This window comes from Corynebacterium sp. NML 150383, from assembly GCF_002285085.1.
Classification (GTDB): Bacteria; Actinomycetota; Actinomycetes; order Mycobacteriales; family Mycobacteriaceae; genus Corynebacterium; species Corynebacterium gottingense.
The window spans coordinates 1-19,980 of record NZ_NSGK01000007.1; the positions used below are offsets into that span (position 1 = coordinate 1).

The 19,980-nt window shown below is 65.0% G+C and carries 17 protein-coding genes; 14 read left to right on the plus strand and 3 right to left on the minus strand.

Annotation, left to right across the window (positions count from 1 at the left end; translation table 11 throughout):
- The first annotated feature begins 304 nt into the window (after nucleotides 1-304).
- Entirely contained in the window at nucleotides 305-937 is a 633-nt protein-coding gene (locus tag CKJ85_RS08025; RefSeq protein ID WP_233127002.1) for a response regulator transcription factor, read from the plus strand.
- Between the two features lie 290 nt (nucleotides 938-1,227).
- Here the strand turns inward: CKJ85_RS08025 and CKJ85_RS08030 are convergent, their stop codons facing one another.
- Nucleotides 1,228-2,604, minus strand: coding sequence for an FAD-dependent oxidoreductase (locus CKJ85_RS08030; RefSeq protein WP_095537495.1), 1,377 nt, complete (start codon nucleotides 2,602-2,604; stop codon nucleotides 1,228-1,230).
- Nucleotides 2,605-2,887: 283 nt separating this feature from the next.
- On the opposite strand from CKJ85_RS08030, the gene CKJ85_RS08035 reads away from it, so the two are divergent.
- Genes CKJ85_RS08035 through CKJ85_RS08065 form a run of 7 tightly spaced genes read left to right on the plus strand, consistent with a single transcriptional unit; the run spans nucleotide 2,888 to nucleotide 9,497 of the window.
- On the plus strand, nucleotides 2,888-4,561 hold the full coding sequence (locus CKJ85_RS08035) for a nitrite/sulfite reductase (protein WP_095553995.1): 1,674 nt from the start codon (nucleotides 2,888-2,890) through the stop codon (nucleotides 4,559-4,561).
- Nucleotides 4,558-4,824 carry a hypothetical protein gene (locus tag CKJ85_RS08040; protein WP_095546640.1) on the plus strand — a complete coding sequence of 89 codons (267 nt, stop codon included), beginning with the start codon at nucleotides 4,558-4,560 and terminating at the stop codon, nucleotides 4,822-4,824. Before CKJ85_RS08035 ends, CKJ85_RS08040 begins: the two co-directional genes overlap by 4 nt.
- Nucleotides 4,821-5,603 (plus strand): phosphoadenylyl-sulfate reductase, encoded by a 783-nt coding sequence (locus tag CKJ85_RS08045; protein ID WP_095553996.1) that lies wholly within the window; start codon nucleotides 4,821-4,823, stop codon nucleotides 5,601-5,603. Before CKJ85_RS08040 ends, CKJ85_RS08045 begins: the two co-directional genes overlap by 4 nt.
- A gap of 36 nt (nucleotides 5,604-5,639) precedes the next feature.
- Complete coding sequence (gene cysD / locus CKJ85_RS08050) at nucleotides 5,640-6,572, plus strand: sulfate adenylyltransferase subunit CysD (protein ID WP_095546642.1); 933 nt, start codon at nucleotides 5,640-5,642, stop codon at nucleotides 6,570-6,572.
- Nucleotides 6,572-7,861, plus strand: coding sequence for a sulfate adenylyltransferase subunit 1 (locus CKJ85_RS08055; RefSeq protein ID WP_095553997.1), 1,290 nt, complete (start codon nucleotides 6,572-6,574; stop codon nucleotides 7,859-7,861). The genes cysD and CKJ85_RS08055 overlap by 1 nt, the downstream gene beginning before the upstream one ends.
- A gap of 12 nt (nucleotides 7,862-7,873) precedes the next feature.
- The gene (locus CKJ85_RS08060) at nucleotides 7,874-8,563 is read left to right on the plus strand and encodes a sirohydrochlorin chelatase (RefSeq protein ID WP_095553998.1); all 690 of its coding nucleotides are present in this window, start codon (nucleotides 7,874-7,876) and stop codon (nucleotides 8,561-8,563) included.
- A complete protein-coding gene (locus tag CKJ85_RS08065; RefSeq protein ID WP_095553999.1) occupies nucleotides 8,556-9,497 on the plus strand; it encodes a sulfite exporter TauE/SafE family protein in 942 nt (313 codons plus the stop codon). Before CKJ85_RS08060 ends, CKJ85_RS08065 begins: the two co-directional genes overlap by 8 nt.
- A gap of 3 nt (nucleotides 9,498-9,500) precedes the next feature.
- On the opposite strand, the gene CKJ85_RS08070 is transcribed toward CKJ85_RS08065, so the two are convergent.
- Entirely contained in the window at nucleotides 9,501-10,025 is a 525-nt protein-coding gene (locus tag CKJ85_RS08070) for a type 1 glutamine amidotransferase domain-containing protein (protein WP_095537503.1), read from the minus strand.
- A 69-nt stretch (nucleotides 10,026-10,094) separates the two neighbouring features.
- Nucleotides 10,095-11,393 (minus strand): AI-2E family transporter, encoded by a 1,299-nt coding sequence (locus CKJ85_RS08075; protein WP_095554067.1) that lies wholly within the window; start codon nucleotides 11,391-11,393, stop codon nucleotides 10,095-10,097.
- A gap of 307 nt (nucleotides 11,394-11,700) precedes the next feature.
- On the opposite strand from CKJ85_RS08075, the gene CKJ85_RS08080 reads away from it, so the two are divergent.
- The 6 genes from CKJ85_RS08080 to dnaJ all read left to right on the plus strand — a co-directional run bounded on the left by CKJ85_RS08080 (nucleotide 11,701) and on the right by dnaJ (nucleotide 19,978).
- A complete protein-coding gene (locus CKJ85_RS08080; RefSeq protein WP_095546647.1) occupies nucleotides 11,701-13,428 on the plus strand; it encodes a DUF5635 domain-containing protein in 1,728 nt (575 codons plus the stop codon).
- Nucleotides 13,429-13,530: 102 nt separating this feature from the next.
- On the plus strand, nucleotides 13,531-15,051 hold the full coding sequence (locus CKJ85_RS08085; protein ID WP_095554000.1) for an aldehyde dehydrogenase family protein: 1,521 nt from the start codon (nucleotides 13,531-13,533) through the stop codon (nucleotides 15,049-15,051).
- Between the two features lie 87 nt (nucleotides 15,052-15,138).
- Complete coding sequence (locus CKJ85_RS08090; RefSeq protein WP_095554001.1) at nucleotides 15,139-15,939, plus strand: hypothetical protein; 801 nt, start codon at nucleotides 15,139-15,141, stop codon at nucleotides 15,937-15,939.
- A 191-nt stretch (nucleotides 15,940-16,130) separates the two neighbouring features.
- The gene (gene dnaK / locus CKJ85_RS08095) at nucleotides 16,131-17,978 is read left to right on the plus strand and encodes a molecular chaperone DnaK (RefSeq protein WP_095536061.1); all 1,848 of its coding nucleotides are present in this window, start codon (nucleotides 16,131-16,133) and stop codon (nucleotides 17,976-17,978) included.
- 18 nt (nucleotides 17,979-17,996) lie between these two features.
- Nucleotides 17,997-18,653 (plus strand): nucleotide exchange factor GrpE, encoded by a 657-nt coding sequence (gene grpE / locus CKJ85_RS08100; protein WP_095546650.1) that lies wholly within the window; start codon nucleotides 17,997-17,999, stop codon nucleotides 18,651-18,653.
- A gap of 137 nt (nucleotides 18,654-18,790) precedes the next feature.
- Entirely contained in the window at nucleotides 18,791-19,978 is a 1,188-nt protein-coding gene (gene dnaJ, locus CKJ85_RS08105; protein ID WP_095554002.1) for a molecular chaperone DnaJ, read from the plus strand.
- Nucleotides 19,979-19,980: the final 2 nt, after the last annotated feature.

The window sequence follows — 19,980 nt, forward strand, 5'->3', positions numbered from 1 at the left end:
CCTTTCTGCGCTTGTGTAGTGGAATAGCCATCCGGCTATTCCACCGCTGCAGGCGTCCAAAAAGCTACTAGACATCCTGTCCAAAAACTTCCTGGACTCCTTGTCCAAAAAGTCCCTAGACATGACAGATCTAGTTAAGAAGCGCCGTGGGACGGGTTTGAAACGGGTAGAACGGCGAGTAAGCAAGTTCGGTGGCGTTGTGCGGTTTGGAGAACGGTCCGGTCGCTTTGAACTACACGTTATAGTCCCTTGGCCCAAATCGGTGATCGCGTAGGGAAACCATCGGATGATACGTGTGTACCTAGTGGATGATGATCCGATGGTTCGCCGGGGCTTGAAGTTCATACTCCAAGCGACCGACGATATCGAAGTTGTCGGCGAAGCAGGAAGCGGTGCTGAGGCTATTGATCAGCTTCCGAGTCTGCGTCCCGACGTGGTTGTTCTGGACGTCCGGATGCCAAACGTTGCAGGCCTTCAAGTTGCCGAATCGATTCTCAAGACTGGGCATAGCCAAGCAATATTGATGATGACTGCATTCGATAACGAATCGACCGTCATGGAGGTCCTTGAGGCCGGTGCTATCGGGTTCCTATTGAAAGACGCGCCTCCTGAATCCGTAATCCAAGCAATTAGGGACACCTCCGCTGGCAAGGTCACTCTTTCCCCTCGTCATACTCGCATCCTGCTTGACGCGTACACCCGGGACGGCCAGGTTAATCGGCGGGTTCAAGCTCAACAGGCCCTAGCGGGCCTTAGCGAAAGGGAAACGGAAATAGCGATCTTAGTTGCACAGAGCTTAACTAATCAGGAGATAGCGAGAGCGATGTTGTTATCAACCGCTACGGTCAAAACCCACTTGACGAAGATTTTTGATGAACTCGGAATCAATAACCGCGTTCAACTGGCACTCTTGGTGAGGGAAGCTGAGCTTATCTGAAGTGCGGCCCTATCCACATTCCTCGGCCTCTGGACTTCTGCTACTTTGTGCAGATCCCCCAGGTTGGGTATTCGCAGCTGACCTCGGGTTTGAGATCCGAAACCGATCCTGAGAAGGGCGCGGCCGGCCAGTACTGCTTGGAATACCTGCCGAGCAGACGGATGAGAAGCATTTGGGCCCCTTGCGCGCGGAAACGACAACGGCGAATAGAAACGGTGCAATGCTAGCACCGGATCAGGCGGGGCCTTGTACCTCAAGGGGCCGGCACTCGCCGGCCCTCCCAGAGATACCTAGGGCACCTGCGGCACGTTGCGGGCGTGCTCGACCATTTCCTCCCACTCGACGATCTTCTTGCGCTCGCGCGGCAGGGCAGACTGCTCGCCCAGCTTGCGCTCGGCCTCGTCCAGTCGGTACCAGCCGTCCCAGGTGGTGTAGGGGATGTTGCGCTCGTCGAGCAGCTCGAGGATCTCGTCCGGGCCGGTGTGCGACGGGGTGGCCAGCTTGCCGGCGTCCGCGTCGGCGATGAGCATGTCGGTGGTTTCCTTCGCGTCGGACTTGGTGTTGCCGATCAGGCCGATCGGGCCGCGCTTGATCCAGCCGGTGACGTAGAGCTTGTCCTCAAAGCCGGCGCCGTCCTCGATGGTCTCCAGAACGTGGCCGCCGTCGTTCGGGATGACGTTGCGCTCCACGTCGAAGGGCACGCCGTCGACGGGCTCGGAGCGGTAGCCCACCGCGTGGTAGACCTGCTGGACTGGCCAGTCGGTGAACTTGCCGGTGCCCGTGATGCCGCCATTGCCGTCCAGCTCCTGGCGCTCGGTGCGGAGGCCGGTGATGGCGCCGGAGTCGTCGGTAAGCACCTCGACCGGCTCCTCGAAGAAGTGGATGTAGATCTTGTGCGGCGCGTCGTCCGGCTCGCGCATGGCGTACTGCTCCAGGACCTGGCAGTTCAGGTCGACGGACTTGTCGGCGCGGCGGACTTCTTCGCTGGTGGCGTCATAATCAATGTCCTCCGGGTCGACGAGCACCTGGATGGTGTCGGAGAGGTCCATCTCGCGCAGCTCCTTCGGGGTGAACTTGGCCTGCGCGGGGCCACGGCGGCCGAACATGTGGACCGTCTCCGCCTTGTTGTTCTTCAGGGACTCGTACACGTTGTCCGGGATCTCGGTGACCAGGAGCTCGTCGCCGGTCTTGGCCAGGATGCGGGAGATGTCGAGTGCGACGTTGCCCACGCCGATGACGGCGACCTCGCGGGCGTCCAGGTTCCAGTCGCGCTCGAAGCGGGGGTTGCCGTCGTAGAAGCCGACGAACTCGCCGGCGCCGATGGACTTCTCGCCGCCCGGGATGCGCAGCTCGCGATCGCGCACGGCGCCGGTGGAGATCACGACGGCGTCGTAGTAGTCGCGCAGCTCATCAATGGTGATGTCGCGGCCGATGGTGATGTTACCCAGCAGGCGCAGGTGCGGCTTGTCCAGCACCTTGTGCAGGGACTTCACAATGCCCTTGATACGCGGGTGGTCGGGCGCGACGCCGTAACGGATCAGCCCGAAGGGGGCGGGCATCTGCTCGAAGAGGTCGACGTGGATGTCGTGCTCATCGTTGCGGAGGAGGAGGTCGGAGGCGTAAATGCCGGCGGGGCCGGCGCCGACGACGGCGACGCGCAAACTCATTGAGGGTGTCCTTTCAAGGTAGGGAACCGTTAATATTGGACCAATATAGCGTACAGACAGCTTGGTCTAAAAATGGGTTGGTGTCAAGGGGTGTGGGGGTGGCGTGGCGTCGATAAGCGAACTGATCGGTGCAAGTTGGAAAACATTCAGGCAAAAACCGCTGGATGGGCTGGGGAAAGGAAATAGTACTTGCCGTAGACCGCTCAGTACGGCAAACTCGACCGCACGGAAATTTAGTGCCGCACACCATAGACCGTTCGGTCTGTGCAGTAAGGAGGAAGGCATGCCAGCATCGACGGCGACCCGCGCCGTGAAGGAGCGCGCGAAGAAGCCAGAGGGGCAGTGGCTTATCGACGGCACCGAGCCCCTCAACCACGACGAGGAGCTCAAGCAGCGCGAACCCGTCCTGGAGGTCAAGCAGCGCGTCATCGACACCTACGCCAAGGGTGGCTTCGACTCGATTGACCGCGAGGACCTGTACCCGCGCTTCAAGTGGCTCGGCCTGTACACGCAGCGCAAGCAGAACCTTGGCGGCGAGCACACCGGCGAGGACAACTCGGTGCTGGAAGACAAGTACTTCATGATGCGCATCCGCTTCGACGGCGGCATTTGCTCCACCGAGCAGGCCCGCGTGGTCGGCGAGATCTCGCGCGACTACGCGCGCTCCACCGTGGACCTCACCGACCGGCAGAACATCCAGCTGCACTGGGTGCGCATCGAGGATGTGCCGACTATTTGGGAGAAGCTCGAGTCTGTCGGCCTGAATACGTGGGACGCCTGCGGCGACGTGCCGCGCGTGGTCCTGGGCTCGCCGGTCGCGGGCATTGCCAAGGACGAGATCATCGACGCCACCCCGGCGATCCGCAAGATCCAAGAGATCGTCACCAACGAGGAGTTCCAGAACCTCCCGCGCAAGTTCAAGACCGCCATCTCCGGCAACGCGCGCCAGGACGTCGTCCACGAGATCAACGACCTCGCCTTCATCGGCGTCGAGCACCCGGAGCTCGGCCCCGGCTTCGAGTGCTACGTCGGCGGCGGCCTGTCCACCAACCCGATGCTCGCGCAGTCCCTCGGCGCCTTTGTCGCCCTCGAGCAGGTCCCCGAGGTGTGGGCCGGCGTGGTTCGAATCTTCCGTGATTACGGCTACCGACGCCTCCGCAACCGCACCCGCCTGAAGTTCCTGGTGGCCAAGTGGGGCGTGTCCAAGTTCCGCGAGGTCCTGGAGAACGAGTACCTGGGCTACGCGCTTCCCGACGGCCCGAAGGCGCCGACCAACCTCATCGACCGCGACCACATCGGCGTGCACGAGCAGCGCGACGGCAACGTCTACGTCGGCGTCAAGCCCACCCTTGGTCACATGTCCGGCGAGCAGCTCATCGAGGTCGCCGAGCTGGTCGAGCGCTACGGCTCCGCCTCCATGCGCTTCACCCCGTTCAAGGAGCTGCTGATCCTTGACATCGCCCCGGGTAAGGCCGAGGCGCTGCAGGCGGACCTGGAGAACCTGGGCCTGTACTCCAAACCCAGCGAGTTCCGCCGCGGCCTGCTCTCCTGCACCGGGCTCGAGTATTGCAAGCTCGCGCACGTGACCACCAAGTCCCGCGCCATCGAGCTTGCAGACGAGCTGGAGGAGCGCTTCGGCGACCTGGACAGCCCGATCACCATCTCGCTCAACGGCTGCCCAAACGCCTGCGCCCGCCACCACGTCTCCGACATCGGTCTGAAGGGCCAGACGGTGACCAACGCGGACGGCGAGCGCGTCGAGGGCTTCCAGGTGCACCTGGGCGGCACCGTCGGCGAGGGCGCGAACTTTGGCCGCAAGCTGCGCGGCCACAAGGTGGCGTCGACCGAGCTCACCGAGTACGTCACCCGCGTCGTGCAGAACTACGTGGACAACCGCGAAGAGGGCGAACTCTTCCGCGAGTACCTGCTGCGGGCCGACGAGGAGCAGCTGCGATGAGCTTTCGCCGCCAGCCGAACCCGAACCGCAACCACCCGACCTTCTGCCCATATTGCTCGGGCGAGGGGCTGTGGCCGGATGAGGAGACCGAGTTCGCATGGAAGTGCGATGCCTGCCTGCGTATCTTCGAGGTGAAGTTCTACGGGCAGGATGACCCGGACCACGCCCCCGCGCCCGCGCCGTCCACCCCGCAGGCACTGCAAGATTCACTCGCTCGCCACGGGCACACCGCGGTGGCGCGCAACACTGGAGGCACGAAATGATCAACCTTTTGCAGGGCGACAGCTCGCAGTACAAAAACCCCGAGGTCAGCCCCGACGGCCCGACCACGACCGCACCGCTCGACGAGGCTACCGCCGCGCGCAACGCCGAGCTCGTGGACAAGTACGCCGCATCGCTTTACGACGCCACCGCGGCCGACATCCTCACCTGGGCCCACGAACACGCGCCGGGCCCGCTCGTGGTCACGCTGTCCATGGAGAACACGGTTCTGGCGGAGCTGTCCAAGCAGTTCCTGCCGGGCGCCGACTTCCTCTTCCTGGACACCGAGTACCACTTCGCGGAGACCCTCGAAGTGGCGGACAAGGTGGAGCAGCGTTATCCGGACAACCGCCTGGTCCGCGCGACCGCGCAGCTGAGCCGCTCCGAGCAGGACGAGGTGTACGGGCCGAACCTGTACCGCCGGAACCCCACCGCCTGCTGCCGGATGCGCAAGGTGGAGCCGCTGGCGGTGCACATGAGCCCCTACGTCGGCTGGATCACCGGCGTGCGCCGCGACGACGGCCCGACCCGCGCCGAGGCGCCCGCGTTGAGCCTGGACAAGACGGGCCGGCTGAAGATTTCGCCGCTGGTGACCTGGACGCTGGAGGACACCGACGCCTACATCGCCGACAATGACCTGATTGTCCACCCGCTGACCACTCAGAGCTACCCCTCGATCGGCTGCGAGACCTGTACGTTGCCGGTAGCGGAGGGCGAGGACCCCCGCTCGGGACGCTGGGCGTTTGCGCAGAAGACCGAGTGCGGCCTGCACACCGACTAGATCGCTGGAACCTGGGACAAGGAGTAGAAGGACCACATGACTGTTGCAACGAACGGGGAGCGCGCCGGCAGCGGTGCGCTCTCGCCGCACCTGAAAGAGCTGGAAGACGAGTCGATCCACATCCTGCGGGAGGTCGCTGGCCAATTCGACAAGGTTGGCCTGCTGTTCTCCGGCGGCAAGGACTCCTGCGTTGTCCTGGAGCTGGCGCTGCGTGCCTTCGCGCCGGCGACGGCGCCGATCGAGCTGCTGCACGTGGACACGGGCCACAACTTCCCGGAGGTGCTGGAGTTCCGTGACAGGGTCGTCGAAAAGCATGGGCTCCGCCTGCGCGTGGCCGAGGTGCAGGACTGGATCGACCGCGGTGACCTGCAGGAGCGCCCCGACGGGACGCGCAACCCGCTGCAGACCGTGCCGCTGGTAGAGACGATCGCCGAGGTGGGCTACAACGCCGTGCTCGGCGGCGCGCGCCGCGACGAGGAGCGCGCCCGCGCGAAGGAGCGCGTCTTCTCCGTGCGCGACTCCTTCGGCGGCTGGGACCCGCGCCGCCAGCGCCCCGAGCTGTGGGATCTGTACAACGGTGCGATCCTGCCCGGCGAAAACGTGCGCGTGTTCCCCATCTCCAACTGGACTGAGGCGGACGTGTGGGAGTACATCGGCGCGCGTGGCATCGAGCTGCCGCCGATCTACTTCGCGCACGACCGCGAGGTGTTCAACCGCGACGGCATGTGGCTCACCGCCGGCGAGTGGGGCGGGCCCCGCGAGGGCGAGACGCTTGAGACGCGCCGCGTGCGCTACCGCACCGTCGGCGACATGAGCTGCACCGGCGCCGTTGACTCCGACGCAACCACGATCGACGAGGTCCTCGCCGAGATCGCCAATTCCACCCTCACCGAGCGCGGCGCAACGCGTGCCGACGACCGCCTGTCCGAGTCCGCCATGGAGGACCGTAAGAAGGAAGGTTACTTCTGATGACTGCCGCAACCCCGACCACCGCCACCGACCTGTTGGCTTCGCGCCAGACGCTGCGCCTGTGCACGGCCGGCTCCGTCGACGACGGCAAGTCCACCTTCGTCGGCCGCCTCCTGCACGACACGAAGTCCGTGCTCGCCGACCAGCTCGCCTCCGTTGAGCAGAGCTCGGCGGACCGCGGCTTCGAGGGCCTGGACCTGAGCCTGCTCGTGGACGGCCTCCGCGCCGAGCGCGAGCAGGGCATCACCATCGACGTGGCCTACCGTTACTTCGCTACCGACAAGCGCACCTTCATCCTCGCCGACACCCCGGGGCATGTGCAGTACACCCGCAACACGGTGACCGGCATGTCCACCTCCCAGGTGGTCGTCCTGCTTGTCGACGCCCGCAACGGCGTCGTCGAGCAAACGATCCGCCACCTCACCGTGGCGAAGCTCCTGGGCGTGCGCACCGTGATCCTCGCGGTGAACAAAATCGACCTGGTCGACTACTCCGAGGACACGTTTACCCAGATCAAGGACACCTTTGAGGCGAAGGCGCACGAGCTGGGCATCGAGCAGCCCATCGTGGTGCCGATCTCCGCGCTCAAGGGCGACAACGTGGCCGAGCGCTCCACCAACATGGACTGGTACACCGGCCCGACGGTACTCGAGGTGCTCGAGGACGTGCCGGTGAACTCCGGCCGCGCCCTTGACCTGGACTTCCGCTTCAACATCCAGTACGTGCTGCGCGAGCACGCCAGCGACTACCGCGCGTACGCGGGCCGCATTAACGCCGGCACCATCCACGTCGGCGACACGGTGACCGCGCCGCACGGCCGCACCACCACCGTCGCGGGCATCGACACCGCCGACGGCGAGGTGGAGTCCGCCCGCGCGGGCGAGTCCGTCGCGCTGCGGCTTACCGACGAGATCGACCTGGTCCGCGGCGACCTCCTCGCCGCCGGGACGCGCCCGGAGTCCGTGCGCGAGTTCACCGCCACCGTGGTCGGCCTCTCGGAAAAGGACGTCACCCCGGGCAAGGCCGTGAAGCTGCGCTACGGCACGGCCCTCGAGCGCGCCCGCGTGGTCAGCGTGGACCGCGTGCTGGACCTGGACTCCGCGGACAAGGATGTCCTCGACCCGGACGCGGTGCGCCTCAACGACATCGCGCACGTGACCATCCAGACCGCCGCCGAGCTCCCGGTGGAGGACTACGCCGCCCGCGGCGCGGTGGGCAACTTCCTGCTCATCGACCAGTCCTCCGGCAACACGCTCGCCGCGGGCCTGGTGGGCGCGCGCCTGCGCTAGATCGGTGTCGCCATGGTCGCCCTGCTCACGCTCTCGCACGGTTCTCGCCACCCGCGGGCCCGCGACGGCGTGCGCGCGCTGACCACGGCGGCCGCCGACCGGCTCGGCGTCACCGGCGCGGACGCTCACCTCGAGTTCGACGAGCCCGATCTGGAGGGTGCCGCGCGGCACCTTGCGTCGCTTGGCCAGGACCGCGCCATCGTGGTCCCGCTCCTATTCACCAACGCCTTCCACGCCCGCAACGACGTCCCCGCGCACATGCGGGCCGCCGCCGAGTCCCTTCCGCTCACCCGCGCCTCCAGCATCGGGCTGGGGGAGGACCTCGTCGGGGTGCTCGCCGAGCAAGCGCTTGCCGACGCCCCTCCCCACGCCCACCTCGTCATCTACCCAGTCGGCACGTCCGACGCGGAGCAGGCGGCGCGGTACGAGGGGGTGCGCGGTGGCGTCGAAAAGCGAACTGGGCGCCCAACGTCCCTCATCGCCGCGACGCGCGGCGGGCCGGACACCCTGGCCGAGCGCGCGGCGCAGACCCCCATCCACCTACTCCCGCTCTTCGTCTCGGACGGCCTGCTCCTGGACCAGGCGCGGGCCGCCCTGCACCCGTTCCCCGAGGCCACGGCCTCGCAGCCCCTAACCACGGCGCTCGCGGACATTGTGGCCGACCGCTACCGCGCGGCGCTGGAAGGAGAACCCCATGTATAAATTCAGCACGCTGCTGCTCATCGCGGTCGCCGGCCTGGCGGCGCAGCTTGTAGACGGCGGCCTGGGCATGGGCTTCGGCGCTACCTCCACCACCATGCTGGTCATGCTTGCCGGGCTCGGGCCCGCCGGCGCGTCCGCGGTGGTGCACACCGCAGAGCTGGGGACCACCCTGGCGGCGGGCGTGGCGCACTGGCGCTTTGGCAACGTGGACTGGAAGGTCGTGGCGTCGATCGGCGTGCCGGGCGCGGTCGGCGCGTTCATCGGCGCGACCGTGCTCTCCAACCTGTCCGCCAACGCCGCGCAGCCGGTGATGTCGCTCATCCTGGCGCTCATCGGCCTGAACCTGATGATCCGCTTCTCCCGCGGGATCACGCAGCGAAAGCTTTCCGCGAAACCGCACTCGGTGCCGTTCCTCGGCGGGCTGGGCGTGTTCGGCGGGTTCGTGGACGCGACCGGTGGCGGCGGCTGGGGCCCGGTGACCACCTCCACGCTGCTGGCCGCGGGCCGGAGCGAACCGCGCCGCATCGTGGGCACCGTGAACACCGCGGAGTTCCTGGTCACCGCCGCCGCGACCGTCGGCTTTGCCATCGGGATGTGGCACGACCTGGTGGCCAACCTGGCTGCCGTGGTTGCGCTGCTGATCGGCGGCGTGATCGCCGCCCCGATCGGAGCGTGGCTTGTCTCGCGGCTGAATCCCATTCTGCTCGGCGGCGTCGTGGGCACGCTCATCGTGGCGTTGAACCTGCCGAAGGTGCTCGCCGCATTCGACACGCCCGACTGGGCGCTGTGGGCCGCACGCGCCGCCGTGCTTGTGGTGGGGGCGGCGTTGTCCTGGCGCGGTGTGCGCAAGGCGCGAGAAGCGAAAAAAGCGGAAGCGGGCGCGCCGGTTCCCGTTGAGAAACCGGCAGCGCCCGCTACCGTGCACGCGGCCTAGGGTTTACTTGGCAAACTCCTCAACCAGCGCGGCGTTGAAGGCCTCGAGGTCGGCCGGGGTGCGCGACGAGATGAAGCCGGAGTCGACCACGACCTCCTCGTCGACCCAGTTGGCGCCGGCGTTGACCAGGTCGGTCTTCACGTTCGCCACCGAGGTGAGCTTGACGCCCTTGAGCAGGTCGGCGTCGGTGAGGATCCAGCCACCGTGGCAGATGACGCCGATGGCCTTGTCCGCAGCCTTGAATTCCTTGACCAGTGCGACGGCCGGGGCATCGACGCGGATGGCGTCGGCGTTGCCGGTACCGCCGGGGAGGATGAGTGCGTCGTAATCAGCGGCGTTGGCATCCGCGGTGGTGAGGTCCACCTTCACGGCCGTTCCGTTCTTGCCGGTGATCTCGCCGGTCTCCGGAGCGATGACGGCGGTGGTAGCGCCCGCGGCCTCAACGGCCTCCTTCGGGGAGGTCAGCTCGGAATCCTCGAAACCGTTGGTGGAGATGATTGCGATCTTCTTACCGTTCAGGTCAGCCACGATGCTCCTTCGTTCGTCGGTATCAGTACGGCGCGCAGGGTAAGCACCGATGCGTGATCTGTCCACCTTTTAGTCGGAATCCTTGGGTGCGGCGTCGTCAAGCGGCACCTTCGTCGAGCCCAAGGTTGCCTTCTGGCCTGGTTTCTGCAGCTTGGCCATGCTTGCCATGCGCTTGCGGACGGCCAGGAACGCCTCCCTAGAATCCAGGCTCTCGCTCTGCGCGGTGGATATTTGAATGTCGTCCGCCGTGATCTCGCCGGTCCTCAGCGAGACCATCTCGGCCCAGTAGCGGAACCACACGGCGACGACCGCCGCGACGGGGACGGCGAGGAACGCGCCGACGATGCCGAAGATGGTGCCGCCGAGTGCGACAGCGAGCAGTACGATCGCGGCGTGCAGGCCCATCGCCTGAGATTGCAGGATCGGCTGGAGGACGTTGCCCTCGATCTGCTGCACGGCGATGATGAGGATGAGCACGAACACGGCGTTCATGAACCCGTTGGACACAAGCGCGATGATCACGGCCAAGGCGCCAGCGGTAAACGCACCGACGATCGGGATGAAGCCGGCGAAGAAGGTGACCACGGCGAGGACCGGCCACAGCGGCACGCCCAGGACGAGGAGGCCGATGCCGATGAAGACGGCGTCCACGCCCGAGACGATTGCCTGCGTGCGGATGAATCCGGAGAGCGTGTTCCACGAGCGCATGCAGACCTCGGTGAGGTGCCAGCCGGCCTTCACGCCGACGTACTTGCGCAGCCAGGGGAGGAAGCCGTCGCCGTCCTTGAGGAAGAAGAAGGTGAGGATCAGCGTGAGCACCAGGGTGGTACCCACCGAGGCGATCGCACCGATGCCGGAGAAGACGCCGGAAGCGATATTCGACGCCTGCCCGCGCAGCGCGTCGGTCACCTGCGAGATCTGCTCGCGGATCTTGTTCGGGTCAATGATGGAGGGGTCGACCCGCTCGTTGACCCAGGCGATGATCTGGTAGACGCCCTGTCCGGCCTGGTCGTAGAGCTGCGTGCCCTGCTTCTTCACGGTCGGGCCCATCGCAGCGAAGATGCCGCCGATGATGCCGAAGAAGCCGATGATCACCGTGAAGGTGGCCAGCGCTGCGGGGAACTTCTTGGAGCGCAGCCAGCGCACCGGCGGCCAGAGGACCGTGGACACGATGAGGGCGAGGAAGATGGGCAGGAGGCCCATCCAGACGAACTTGAGCAGGTAGAGCACCAGCGCGGTGGCGGCGACGATGATGATGAAGCGCAGCGCCCATGCGGCGGCGGTGCGACCATCTGCGGCGATGACCTCGCCGCGGTCGGTGGGCTCTTGGGAGAGCTCCTGGGCGGCGTCGGCCGGGGTGGGCTTCATGTCGACGTCGTGGGCCTCTGTATCGAGCGCGCCGACGAAGTCGTGGGAATTCTTCTTGTTCACCCCGTTGATTCTGCCAGATATACGCGGAAACGCATGAGTCGGCCGGGCTGGGCGCGGCGTCGAGTTGAACGCAGAATCATCCGGAGTCTCTTGGAATGACGATTCATTGTGAGATTAAGGGGGTGCCTAATCTGTCAGCGTTTTGTCATTTGGCGAGTTATTGACAGATTAAGGGGGTGTCTAATCTATCAATCTTTTGCTATTTTGGCGATTGTTGTGAGATTCGCACACGAGGAGGATGGACATGGCAGTGATCGGCGGAATGGAACACCGCGCATTCTTGCTGCGCGAGGTTGCCCAGATTCTCGATTCGGTAGAAGATGGCTGTCTCAGGGGGACAAAAGAAACCCAGGCGATCGATTTTAAGGAAGAAGCTGGACGTAGGCAGGGGCGCGAGCTGTTGCCGGGGCGGCCTGAGAATCCGGATGCTGCCACCAAGCTTGCCGATGAAGTGGCGTGCATGGCGAATTCTCCCGGCGGTGGTGCCCTGATCGTAGGTGTGGAAGACGGCACAGGGCGCTTACTCGGCACAGAGCTGAGCATTGATTGGCTGAGGCAGGAGATTAACTCACGGGTCGGGGTGGCTCCGGATATTTCGGCGCGTCAAGTCGAGGGGTTTCGGTTGTTGGTTATCCTTGTCAGCCAGGCTCCGGCACCTGTTGAGGATACGTCTGATCGTTTGCGCTGGCGTGTAGGTGATTCGTGTCAGCCGGTTGATCGCTCGGAGTGGTGGCAGCATCGTGCGTCGATGCAGTCTTTCGACCTAACGGCAATTGCTTCCGAGCGCACTGCTGCCGACGCACGACCAGAGGCGCTTTCGATCCTGCGAAAGTGGCGACAGGCAGAACCATGGGAGCAGACCGATGAGGAGCTCCTCCGCTCTCTTGGGGCGCTCCGCAGTGATGGTCGACTTTCTGCTGCTGCAGCGATGTTGGTAACTAGCCTGGGAACCGTTGGCCTAGAGCTCACGCAGTTCGATGTCCCAAGTGGAAGCGTGCGCAACCGAGTGGCGCCGGTGCCGGAACAGTCGTTGGCGGAGCAAATCTATCAAGTAGAAACCGCACTGGATGTGCTCAACTCTCAGGTCACGGTGGAACACGGTTTTAGCCACGTGCCGATCCGGCAGTTACCGCGCAGTGCGGTGCGTGAAGCGGTCCTCAACGGTGTTATTCACCGAGATTGGAACAGGTCCGGGCCGACGGAGGTGCGGTGGACTGATTCGGACGCGATGCTGGAAGTCCACAGTCCGGGCGGATTCGTAGGACATGTAAATGCGTCAAACATTCTCACGCAGCGTGAAGCGAGGTACCCGGCGCTTGCGGACTTGTTCCGCGCGACCGGGCTTGTGGATAAGCAGGGGGTCGGCATTGACCGTATGTACCGGGCGATGATCGCGCTCGGGCACAACCCGCCGCAGATTGAAGAGGTAAGTGGTGTTTCCGTTGAAGTCACGTTGCGTGGCGGCATGCCTTCCACACCCGTGCTGGAGGTTATGAACGCTTTGCGGCCTGCGGAGCGCAAGGAGGATTATCGCCTGAGCATTTTGCTTTACCACCTTCTTTATCACCCGTTTATCACTCCGTCTCAGCTCGCAGAGCAGCTCCAGGCTTCTGTGGAGTCTGCACAGGCAGCGCTCGATGTGGCGAAGCAGACGCTTGTCGACGCTACCCCGATCGTTGCCAAGTACAACGATGTGTGGGTGCTCGGGGAGACCACGGTGGACCGAATTGAGCGGCATCGCAACGAAGATCCGGTGCGCGAGTTGCTGCCGTACCGAACCACTGACCCGTTGGAGGCGACGTGCACTGTCGAGCGTTGGCTGAGCGTCCACGAAGCGATCACTACTGGTGATTTTATGCGTCTTACCGGCGTCGCTCGGGGGACGTCGAAGCGCCTCTTGGATGGGATAGCGGACAGGGGCGACATAGTCCCGAAGGGGCAGGGGCGTGCATCCCGTTTTGAGCAGGTGTGAGGGGTTGGCGGGGCGTCGATAGGCGCTATGCCCTAGCTCTCGTCTGTCCTGTGGTGTAGGGTGGGTCACATTCCATCCCTAAACCGCGAAAGGAAACAGAACGTGACTGTCTACCCCAACCCCGGCACCGCCGGCTCCAGCGTGAAGTACCGCGAGCAGTACGACAACTACATTGGCGGCGACTGGGTCGCGCCGGTGGACGGCGAGTACTTTGACAACATCACCCCGGTCACCGGTGAGACCTTCTGCCGCGTCGCGCGTGGCAAGGAGGTGGACATCAACCTGGCGCTGGACGCCGCGCACAAGGCGGCGCCCGCGTTCGGGAAGACCTCGGTGGCGGAGCGTGCGCTCATGCTGCACCGCATCGCGGACCGCATGGAGGAGCACCTCGAGGACATCGCGGTGGCCGAGACCTGGGAGAACGGCAAGGCTGTGCGTGAGACGCTCGCCGCCGACATCCCGTTGGCGATTGACCACTTCCGCTACTTTGCGGGCGCGATCCGCGCCCAGGAGGGCCGCCTCAGCCAGATCGATGACAACATGGTCGCCTACCACTTCAACGAGCCGCTCGGCGTGGTCGGCCAGATCATCCCGTGGAACTTCCCGCTGCTCATGGCGGTGTGGAAGCTCGCCCCGGCCCTGGCTGCGGGCAACGCCGTGGTGGTGAAGCCGGCGGAGCAGACCCCGGCCTCCATCCTCTACCTGATGGACCTGGTGGGCGACCTCATCCCGGCTGGCGTGGTCAACGTGGTGAACGGCTACGGCGACGAGGCGGGTGCGGCGCTGAGCGGCTCCGACCGCATTGCCAAGATCGCGTTTACCGGCTCGACCCAGGTGGGCAAGATCATCAACAAGGCGGCCGCGGACAAGATCATCCCGGTCACCCTGGAGCTGGGTGGTAAGTCCCCGTCCCTGTTCTTTGAGGACGTGCTCGCGCGCGATGACAGCTTCAAGCAGAAAGCCATCGAGGGCTTCGCAATGTTTGCGCTGAACCAGGGCGAGGTCTGCACCTGCCCGTCGCGCGCCCTGATCCACGAGTCCATCGCGGACGAGTTCCTCGAGCTCGGCGTGCAGCGCGTGAAGCAGATCAAGGTGGGCAACCCGCTGGATACGGACGTGCAGATGGGTGCCCAGGCGTCGCAGGAGCAGATGGACAAGATCACCAGCTACCTGGAGCTCGGCCCGAAGGAGGGTGCGGAGACGCTCACCGGCGGCCACGTGAACAAGCTCGAGGGGCTGGAGAACGGCTTCTACATTGAGCCGACCGTGTTCAAGGGCACCAACGACATGAAGATTTTCCAGGACGAGATCTTCGGCCCGGTCATGTCCGTGACCACCTTCAAGGACTACGACGAGGCGATCCGCATTGCCAACGACACGATCTACGGTCTCGGTGCCGGCGTGTGGTCCCGCAGCCAGAACACAATCTACCGCGCCGGCCGCGCCATTCAGGCTGGTCGCGTGTGGGTAAACCAGTACCACTCCTACCCGGCCCACGCGGCGTTCGGCGGCTACAAGCAGTCCGGCATCGGCCGCGAGAACCACCTCATGATGCTGGGCCACTACCAGCAGACCAAGAACTTGCTCGTCTCCTACGACGAGAACGAGACTGGGCTGTTCTAAGAGCCCCTCGCTTATCGACGCCCCGCCGTCCCGCTCCCCATGCGCGGACCGCGGGGCCAACCTGCATTCAAGAAAAGAGCACTCTACGTGAACTACACCACCAGGCGCTGCGCCGGCGCCGCCCTCGCCGCTGCGCTTTCCGCCTCGGCGCTCGTCGCCCCGCACGCGAACGCCTACGAAACCACCCACGATTCCGACAAAGGCCAGTGCACCATCACTTTTACGGACACGGACACCGAGCGCGTCAACGGCGCCTACTCCGCGCTGTTCACCCGGCTGGGCGAGCAGGTCCGCGACAGCGTTGAGGGTGACGACGCCCAGGCGCAAGCCGAAATCGTCTGGGAATACGGCGTGCGAAAGGACGTGGCAAGCGCCAGCGACCTGCCCGTCCCCGCGGACAAGAAGGTCTCCGACGCGCAGGCGGCGCTCGCGCTTGGCAAGCAAAAGGATAAGTACTGGCGCATGGTCGGATTCCTCAACGCCGCCAAGAAGGACGTGATTACGGACCAAACGATCACGATCACTCCGGCCAAGGCGCACGAGGAGGGGCCGCTCCACGGCGTGGACTTCGGTCCCGTGGTCGGCGGGACCGTCGGCGGCATCCTGTTTGGCACGAGCCTTGTGGACATCCGCGACGGAATCATCGACGCCGCCAAGACCCACGCGCCCGAGTTCGCCGCGCCGATCCTGTCCTACAGTCAGGCGTTTTCGGACTGCGCCGACGGCAAGACGCGCGGCAGCTCGGTCCTGCCAGCAAGCTCCATGACGTCGAGCCAGACCACCGGGCTCGGCATCGCGGGCGTCGTGCTCGGTCTGTTCGCGCTCGTCGGCCTGGGCTACGCGGCGCGACCGTTTGTTGACGACGCCTTGGCGCAATTCCAGCCGTGAAAAAAGTCTACTGACCTGCCGCAACATAAAAAGTTGAGTCGGGTGGGAACAACTTTATACCGCGTGCCGTTGTAAGGATTGAGTGCGACGGACTCAAGAGCGGCAGATCATCTGTTACAGTGGTTGCCGTGAAGTTGAGTCACAGCACATCAACTTATTGATAAACCCCACGTTTACAGGAGGAATGCAACATGGCACGCGCAGTAGGTATTGACCTTGGCACCACGAACTCGGTCGTCTCCGTCCTGGAGGGCGGCGAGCCGGTCGTTATCGCGAACGCCGAGGGTTCCCGCACCACCCCGTCCGTTGTCGCGTTTGCGAAGAACGGCGAGGTGCTGGTTGGTCAGTCCGCAAAGAACCAGGCGGTGACCAACGTTGACCGTACGATCCGCTCCGTCAAGCGCCACATGGGCGATGACTGGACCATCAACATTGATGATAAGGACTACACCCCGCAGGAGATCTCCGCTCGTACGCTGATGAAGCTGAAGCGCGACGCGGAGGCGTACCTGGGCGACGAGGTGACTGACGCGGTCATTACTGTCCCGGCATACTTCGAGGACGCACAGCGCCAGGCCACCAAGGAGGCCGGCCAGATTGCGGGCCTGAACGTCCTGCGTATTGTCAACGAGCCGACCGCGGCTGCGCTGGCGTACGGCCTGGAGAAGAACGACTCCGAGCAGACCATCCTGGTCTTCGACTTGGGCGGCGGCACCTTCGACGTCTCCCTGCTGGAGATCGGCGACGGCGTCGTTGAGGTCCTCGCTACCGCCGGCGACAACGAGCTGGGCGGCGATGACTGGGACAACCGCATCGTTGAGTGGCTGGTAGACAAGTTCAAGTCCGCACAGGGCGTGGACCTGTCCAAGGACAAGATGGCAATGCAGCGTCTGCGCGAGGCTGCGGAGAAGGCAAAGATCGAGCTGTCCTCCTCCCAGCAGGCCTCCATCAACCTGCCGTACATCACCGTTGACTCCGAGAAGAACCCGCTCTTCCTGGACGAGACCCTGACCCGCACCGAGTTCCAGAAGATCACCTCTGACCTGCTGGACCGCACCAAGTCCCCGTTCAACCAGGTGATCAAGGACGCTGGCCTCTCGGTCGGCGACATCAACCACGTCGTCCTGGTCGGTGGCTCCACCCGTATGCCGGCCGTGACCGACCTGGTCAAGGAGCTGACCGGCAAGGACCCGAACAAGTCCGTGAACCCGGACGAGGTTGTGGCCCTCGGCGCAGCCCTGCAGGCTGGCGTGCTCCGTGGCGACGTCAAGGACGTGCTGCTTCTCGACGTCACCCCGCTCTCCCTCGGTATCGAGACCAAGGGCGGCGTGATGACCAAGCTGATCGAGCGCAACACCACCATCCCGACGAAGCGTTCCGAGACCTTCACCACCGCTGAGGACAACCAGCCCAGCGTGCAGATCCAGGTCTTCCAGGGCGAGCGCGAGATGGCGTCTGCGAACAAGCTGCTCGGCTCCTTCGAGCTGGCAGGCATCGCTCCGGCGCCGCGCGGTGTGCCGCAGATCGAGGTCACCTTCGACATCGACGCAAACGGCATCGTCTCCGTGTCCGCGAAGGACAAGGCCACCGGCAAGGAGAACACGATCAAGATCCAGGACGGCTCCGGTCTGTCCCAGGAGGAGATCGACCGCATGGTCAAGGACGCCGAGCAGCACGCGGAGGAGGACAAGAAGCGCCGCGAGGAGCAGGAGACCCGCAACAACGCGGAGACCGCCGCTTACCAGACGCGCAAGTTCATGGATGAGAACTCCGACAAGCTGCCGGAGGACCTGAAGACCCGCGTCACCGAGGCTGCGGATGCCGTGGACGAGGCGCTCAAGGGCGACGACCTCGAGGCCGTGAAGTCCGCCGTGGAGAAGCTGAACACCGAGTCCCAGGAGCTGGGCAAGGTCCTCTACGAGGCACAGGCCAACGAGGGCGCAACCCAGGCCGACGCCGCCGCAGGCGACGACAACGTTGTTGACGCCGAGGTTGTTGAGGACGACGCTGAGGAGTCCAACGACTCCGACAACAAGTAAGTCAGGAGTGGTCAGGTTATGACGAACCCGAACCCGCAGATGCCGGAAGATCCGGGCGCACCGGAGAACACCGACGAGCAGTTCGTCACCCCCGACGAGGCTGAAGCGGCCGCGGAAGAAGCCGCGGGCGCCCAGAGCGTCGACGAGGAACTCGCCGACATTGAGGCCAGCCTTGACGGCGAAGCCGCTGAGGAGGTTGTCGAGGAGGGCGACTCCGTCGAAAAGCAACTGGCCGAGCGCACCGAGGACCTGCAGCGAGTGAGCGCCGAGTACGCGAACTACCGCCGCCGGACCGATCGCGAGCGCGGCCAGATCGCGGACCACGCGAAGGCGAAGTTTGCCAGCGAGCTGCTGCCGCTGCTGGATGACCTTGACCTGGCCGACCAGCACGGCGACCTGAACGAAGGGCCGCTGAAGTCCTTCGCCGACAAGTTCCGCGGCGTGCTGGCCAACCAAAAAGTCGAGGCCTTCGGCGCGGAGGGCGAGCCCTTCAACCCGGAGATCCACGAGGCGGTGCAGGACTTGTCCTCCGGCGGCGAGCAGGTCGTCGGGACGGTGCTGCGCAAGGGCTACCGCGTCGGCGAGCGCCTGATCCGCAACGCGATGGTGATCATCGCGGACCCTGCGGAAAACGCTGAGGGCGACGCAGCAGATAACGCAGCAGATAACGCCTAGGGCCACGATCGGCCCAACGGCTCGAGGCCGGGGAACGAGGAAGCGACAACGAAGCGGACTCTTCCCCGGCCCTTTTCGTAGAACAACAGAATGACTCGAGAGCAACGCACTAACATTGCGTGAAAGGAGGGTGCGAGATGGCAATGCAACAGGAATGGGCAGGCAAGGACTACTACGGTGACCTCGGGGTCTCCTCAAGCGCCTCGGCTGCAGACATTAAGAAGGCGTACCGCAAACTCGCACGCGAAAACCACCCGGATTCTCACCCCGGCGACAAAGCTGCGGAGGAGAAGTTCAAGCGCGTGGCGGAGGCGTACGACGTCCTCGGTGACGAGGCGCGACGCAAGGAATACGACCAGTTCAAGTCCATGATGGGTGCTGGGCGCTTCGGGGGAGGTGGTACCGGGTTTCCCGGCGGGTTTCGCACGACGCAGACGGACTTCTCGGACTACTCCGGATTCTCAGACATCTTCGGAAACGCCGGTGCTGGACAAGCTGGAGACGGCGGCATTGGTGATCTCTTCGGTGGCCTCTTTAACCGCGGCGGCGGTGCTGGCAGGAACGCTCGGCCGTCGCGGGGGGCCGACGTCGAAACGGAAATAACGCTCGACTTCCGCGAGGCGGCGAAGGGCACCACCTTCCCCGTCGAGCTGACTGGCGACGCGCCGTGCACCACCTGCCACGGCTCCGGCTCCAAGGACGGCAAGACCCACCGGTGCAGCCACTGCTCCGGCTCGGGCTACATCCGGGAGAACAACGGCGCGTTCGGCATGGCCCGGCCGTGCCCGGAGTGCCAGGGCACGGGCGAGATCATCGAGGACCCCTGCACCACCTGCCGCGGCACCGGCACCGTGCGTCGGGCCCGCACGATCACGGTGCGGATCCCCGCCGGCGTGGTCGACGGGCAGAAGGTGCGCCTGGCCGGCCAGGGCGAGGCCGGGCCGAACGGCACGCCAGCGGGCGACCTGTTTGTCAGCGTGCACGTGCGTGACGACGCCGTCTTCACCCGCTCCGGCGACGACCTGGAAGTCACGGTTCCCGTGTCCTTCGGCGAGCTCGCCCTCGGCGGCACCGTGACGGTGCCGACGTTGGAGAAGCGCGTCCGCGTGAAGATCCCCGCGGGCACCCCGAACGGGCGCACCCTGCGCGTGAAGGGCCGCGGTGTGCCGAAGAAGTCTGGCAAGGCCGGCGACCTGCTGGTCACCGTCGAGGTGAAGGTGCCCGACGACCTGGATGCGGCCGCAACCAGCGCGCTGCGCGCCTACCACCAGGCGGAGCGGGACTCCGGCTTTGACCCGCGCGCCGGGTGGGCCGGCGCACAGTAGGA

Excerpts from the sequence above, each read along its gene's own strand:
- CKJ85_RS08065 (WP_095553999.1), top strand. The coding sequence starts at position 8,556 with ATGTATAAATTCAGCACGCTGCTGCTCATCGCGGTCGCCGGCCTGGCG.
- CKJ85_RS08040 (WP_095546640.1), top strand. The coding sequence starts at position 4,558 with ATGAGCTTTCGCCGCCAGCCGAACCCGAACCGCAACCACCCGACCTTC.
- CKJ85_RS08060 (WP_095553998.1), top strand. The coding sequence starts at position 7,874 with ATGGTCGCCCTGCTCACGCTCTCGCACGGTTCTCGCCACCCGCGGGCC.
- dnaJ (WP_095554002.1), top strand. The coding sequence starts at position 18,791 with ATGGCAATGCAACAGGAATGGGCAGGCAAGGACTACTACGGTGACCTC.
- CKJ85_RS08035 (WP_095553995.1), top strand. The coding sequence starts at position 2,888 with ATGCCAGCATCGACGGCGACCCGCGCCGTGAAGGAGCGCGCGAAGAAG.
- cysD (WP_095546642.1), top strand. The coding sequence starts at position 5,640 with ATGACTGTTGCAACGAACGGGGAGCGCGCCGGCAGCGGTGCGCTCTCG.
- CKJ85_RS08045 (WP_095553996.1), top strand. The coding sequence starts at position 4,821 with ATGATCAACCTTTTGCAGGGCGACAGCTCGCAGTACAAAAACCCCGAG.
- CKJ85_RS08075 (WP_095554067.1), bottom strand. The coding sequence starts at position 11,393 with ATGAAGCCCACCCCGGCCGACGCCGCCCAGGAGCTCTCCCAAGAGCCC.
- CKJ85_RS08030 (WP_095537495.1), bottom strand. The coding sequence starts at position 2,604 with ATGAGTTTGCGCGTCGCCGTCGTCGGCGCCGGCCCCGCCGGCATTTAC.
- CKJ85_RS08055 (WP_095553997.1), top strand. The coding sequence starts at position 6,572 with ATGACTGCCGCAACCCCGACCACCGCCACCGACCTGTTGGCTTCGCGC.
- grpE (WP_095546650.1), top strand. The coding sequence starts at position 17,997 with ATGACGAACCCGAACCCGCAGATGCCGGAAGATCCGGGCGCACCGGAG.
- CKJ85_RS08080 (WP_095546647.1), top strand. The coding sequence starts at position 11,701 with ATGGCAGTGATCGGCGGAATGGAACACCGCGCATTCTTGCTGCGCGAG.
- dnaK (WP_095536061.1), top strand. The coding sequence starts at position 16,131 with ATGGCACGCGCAGTAGGTATTGACCTTGGCACCACGAACTCGGTCGTC.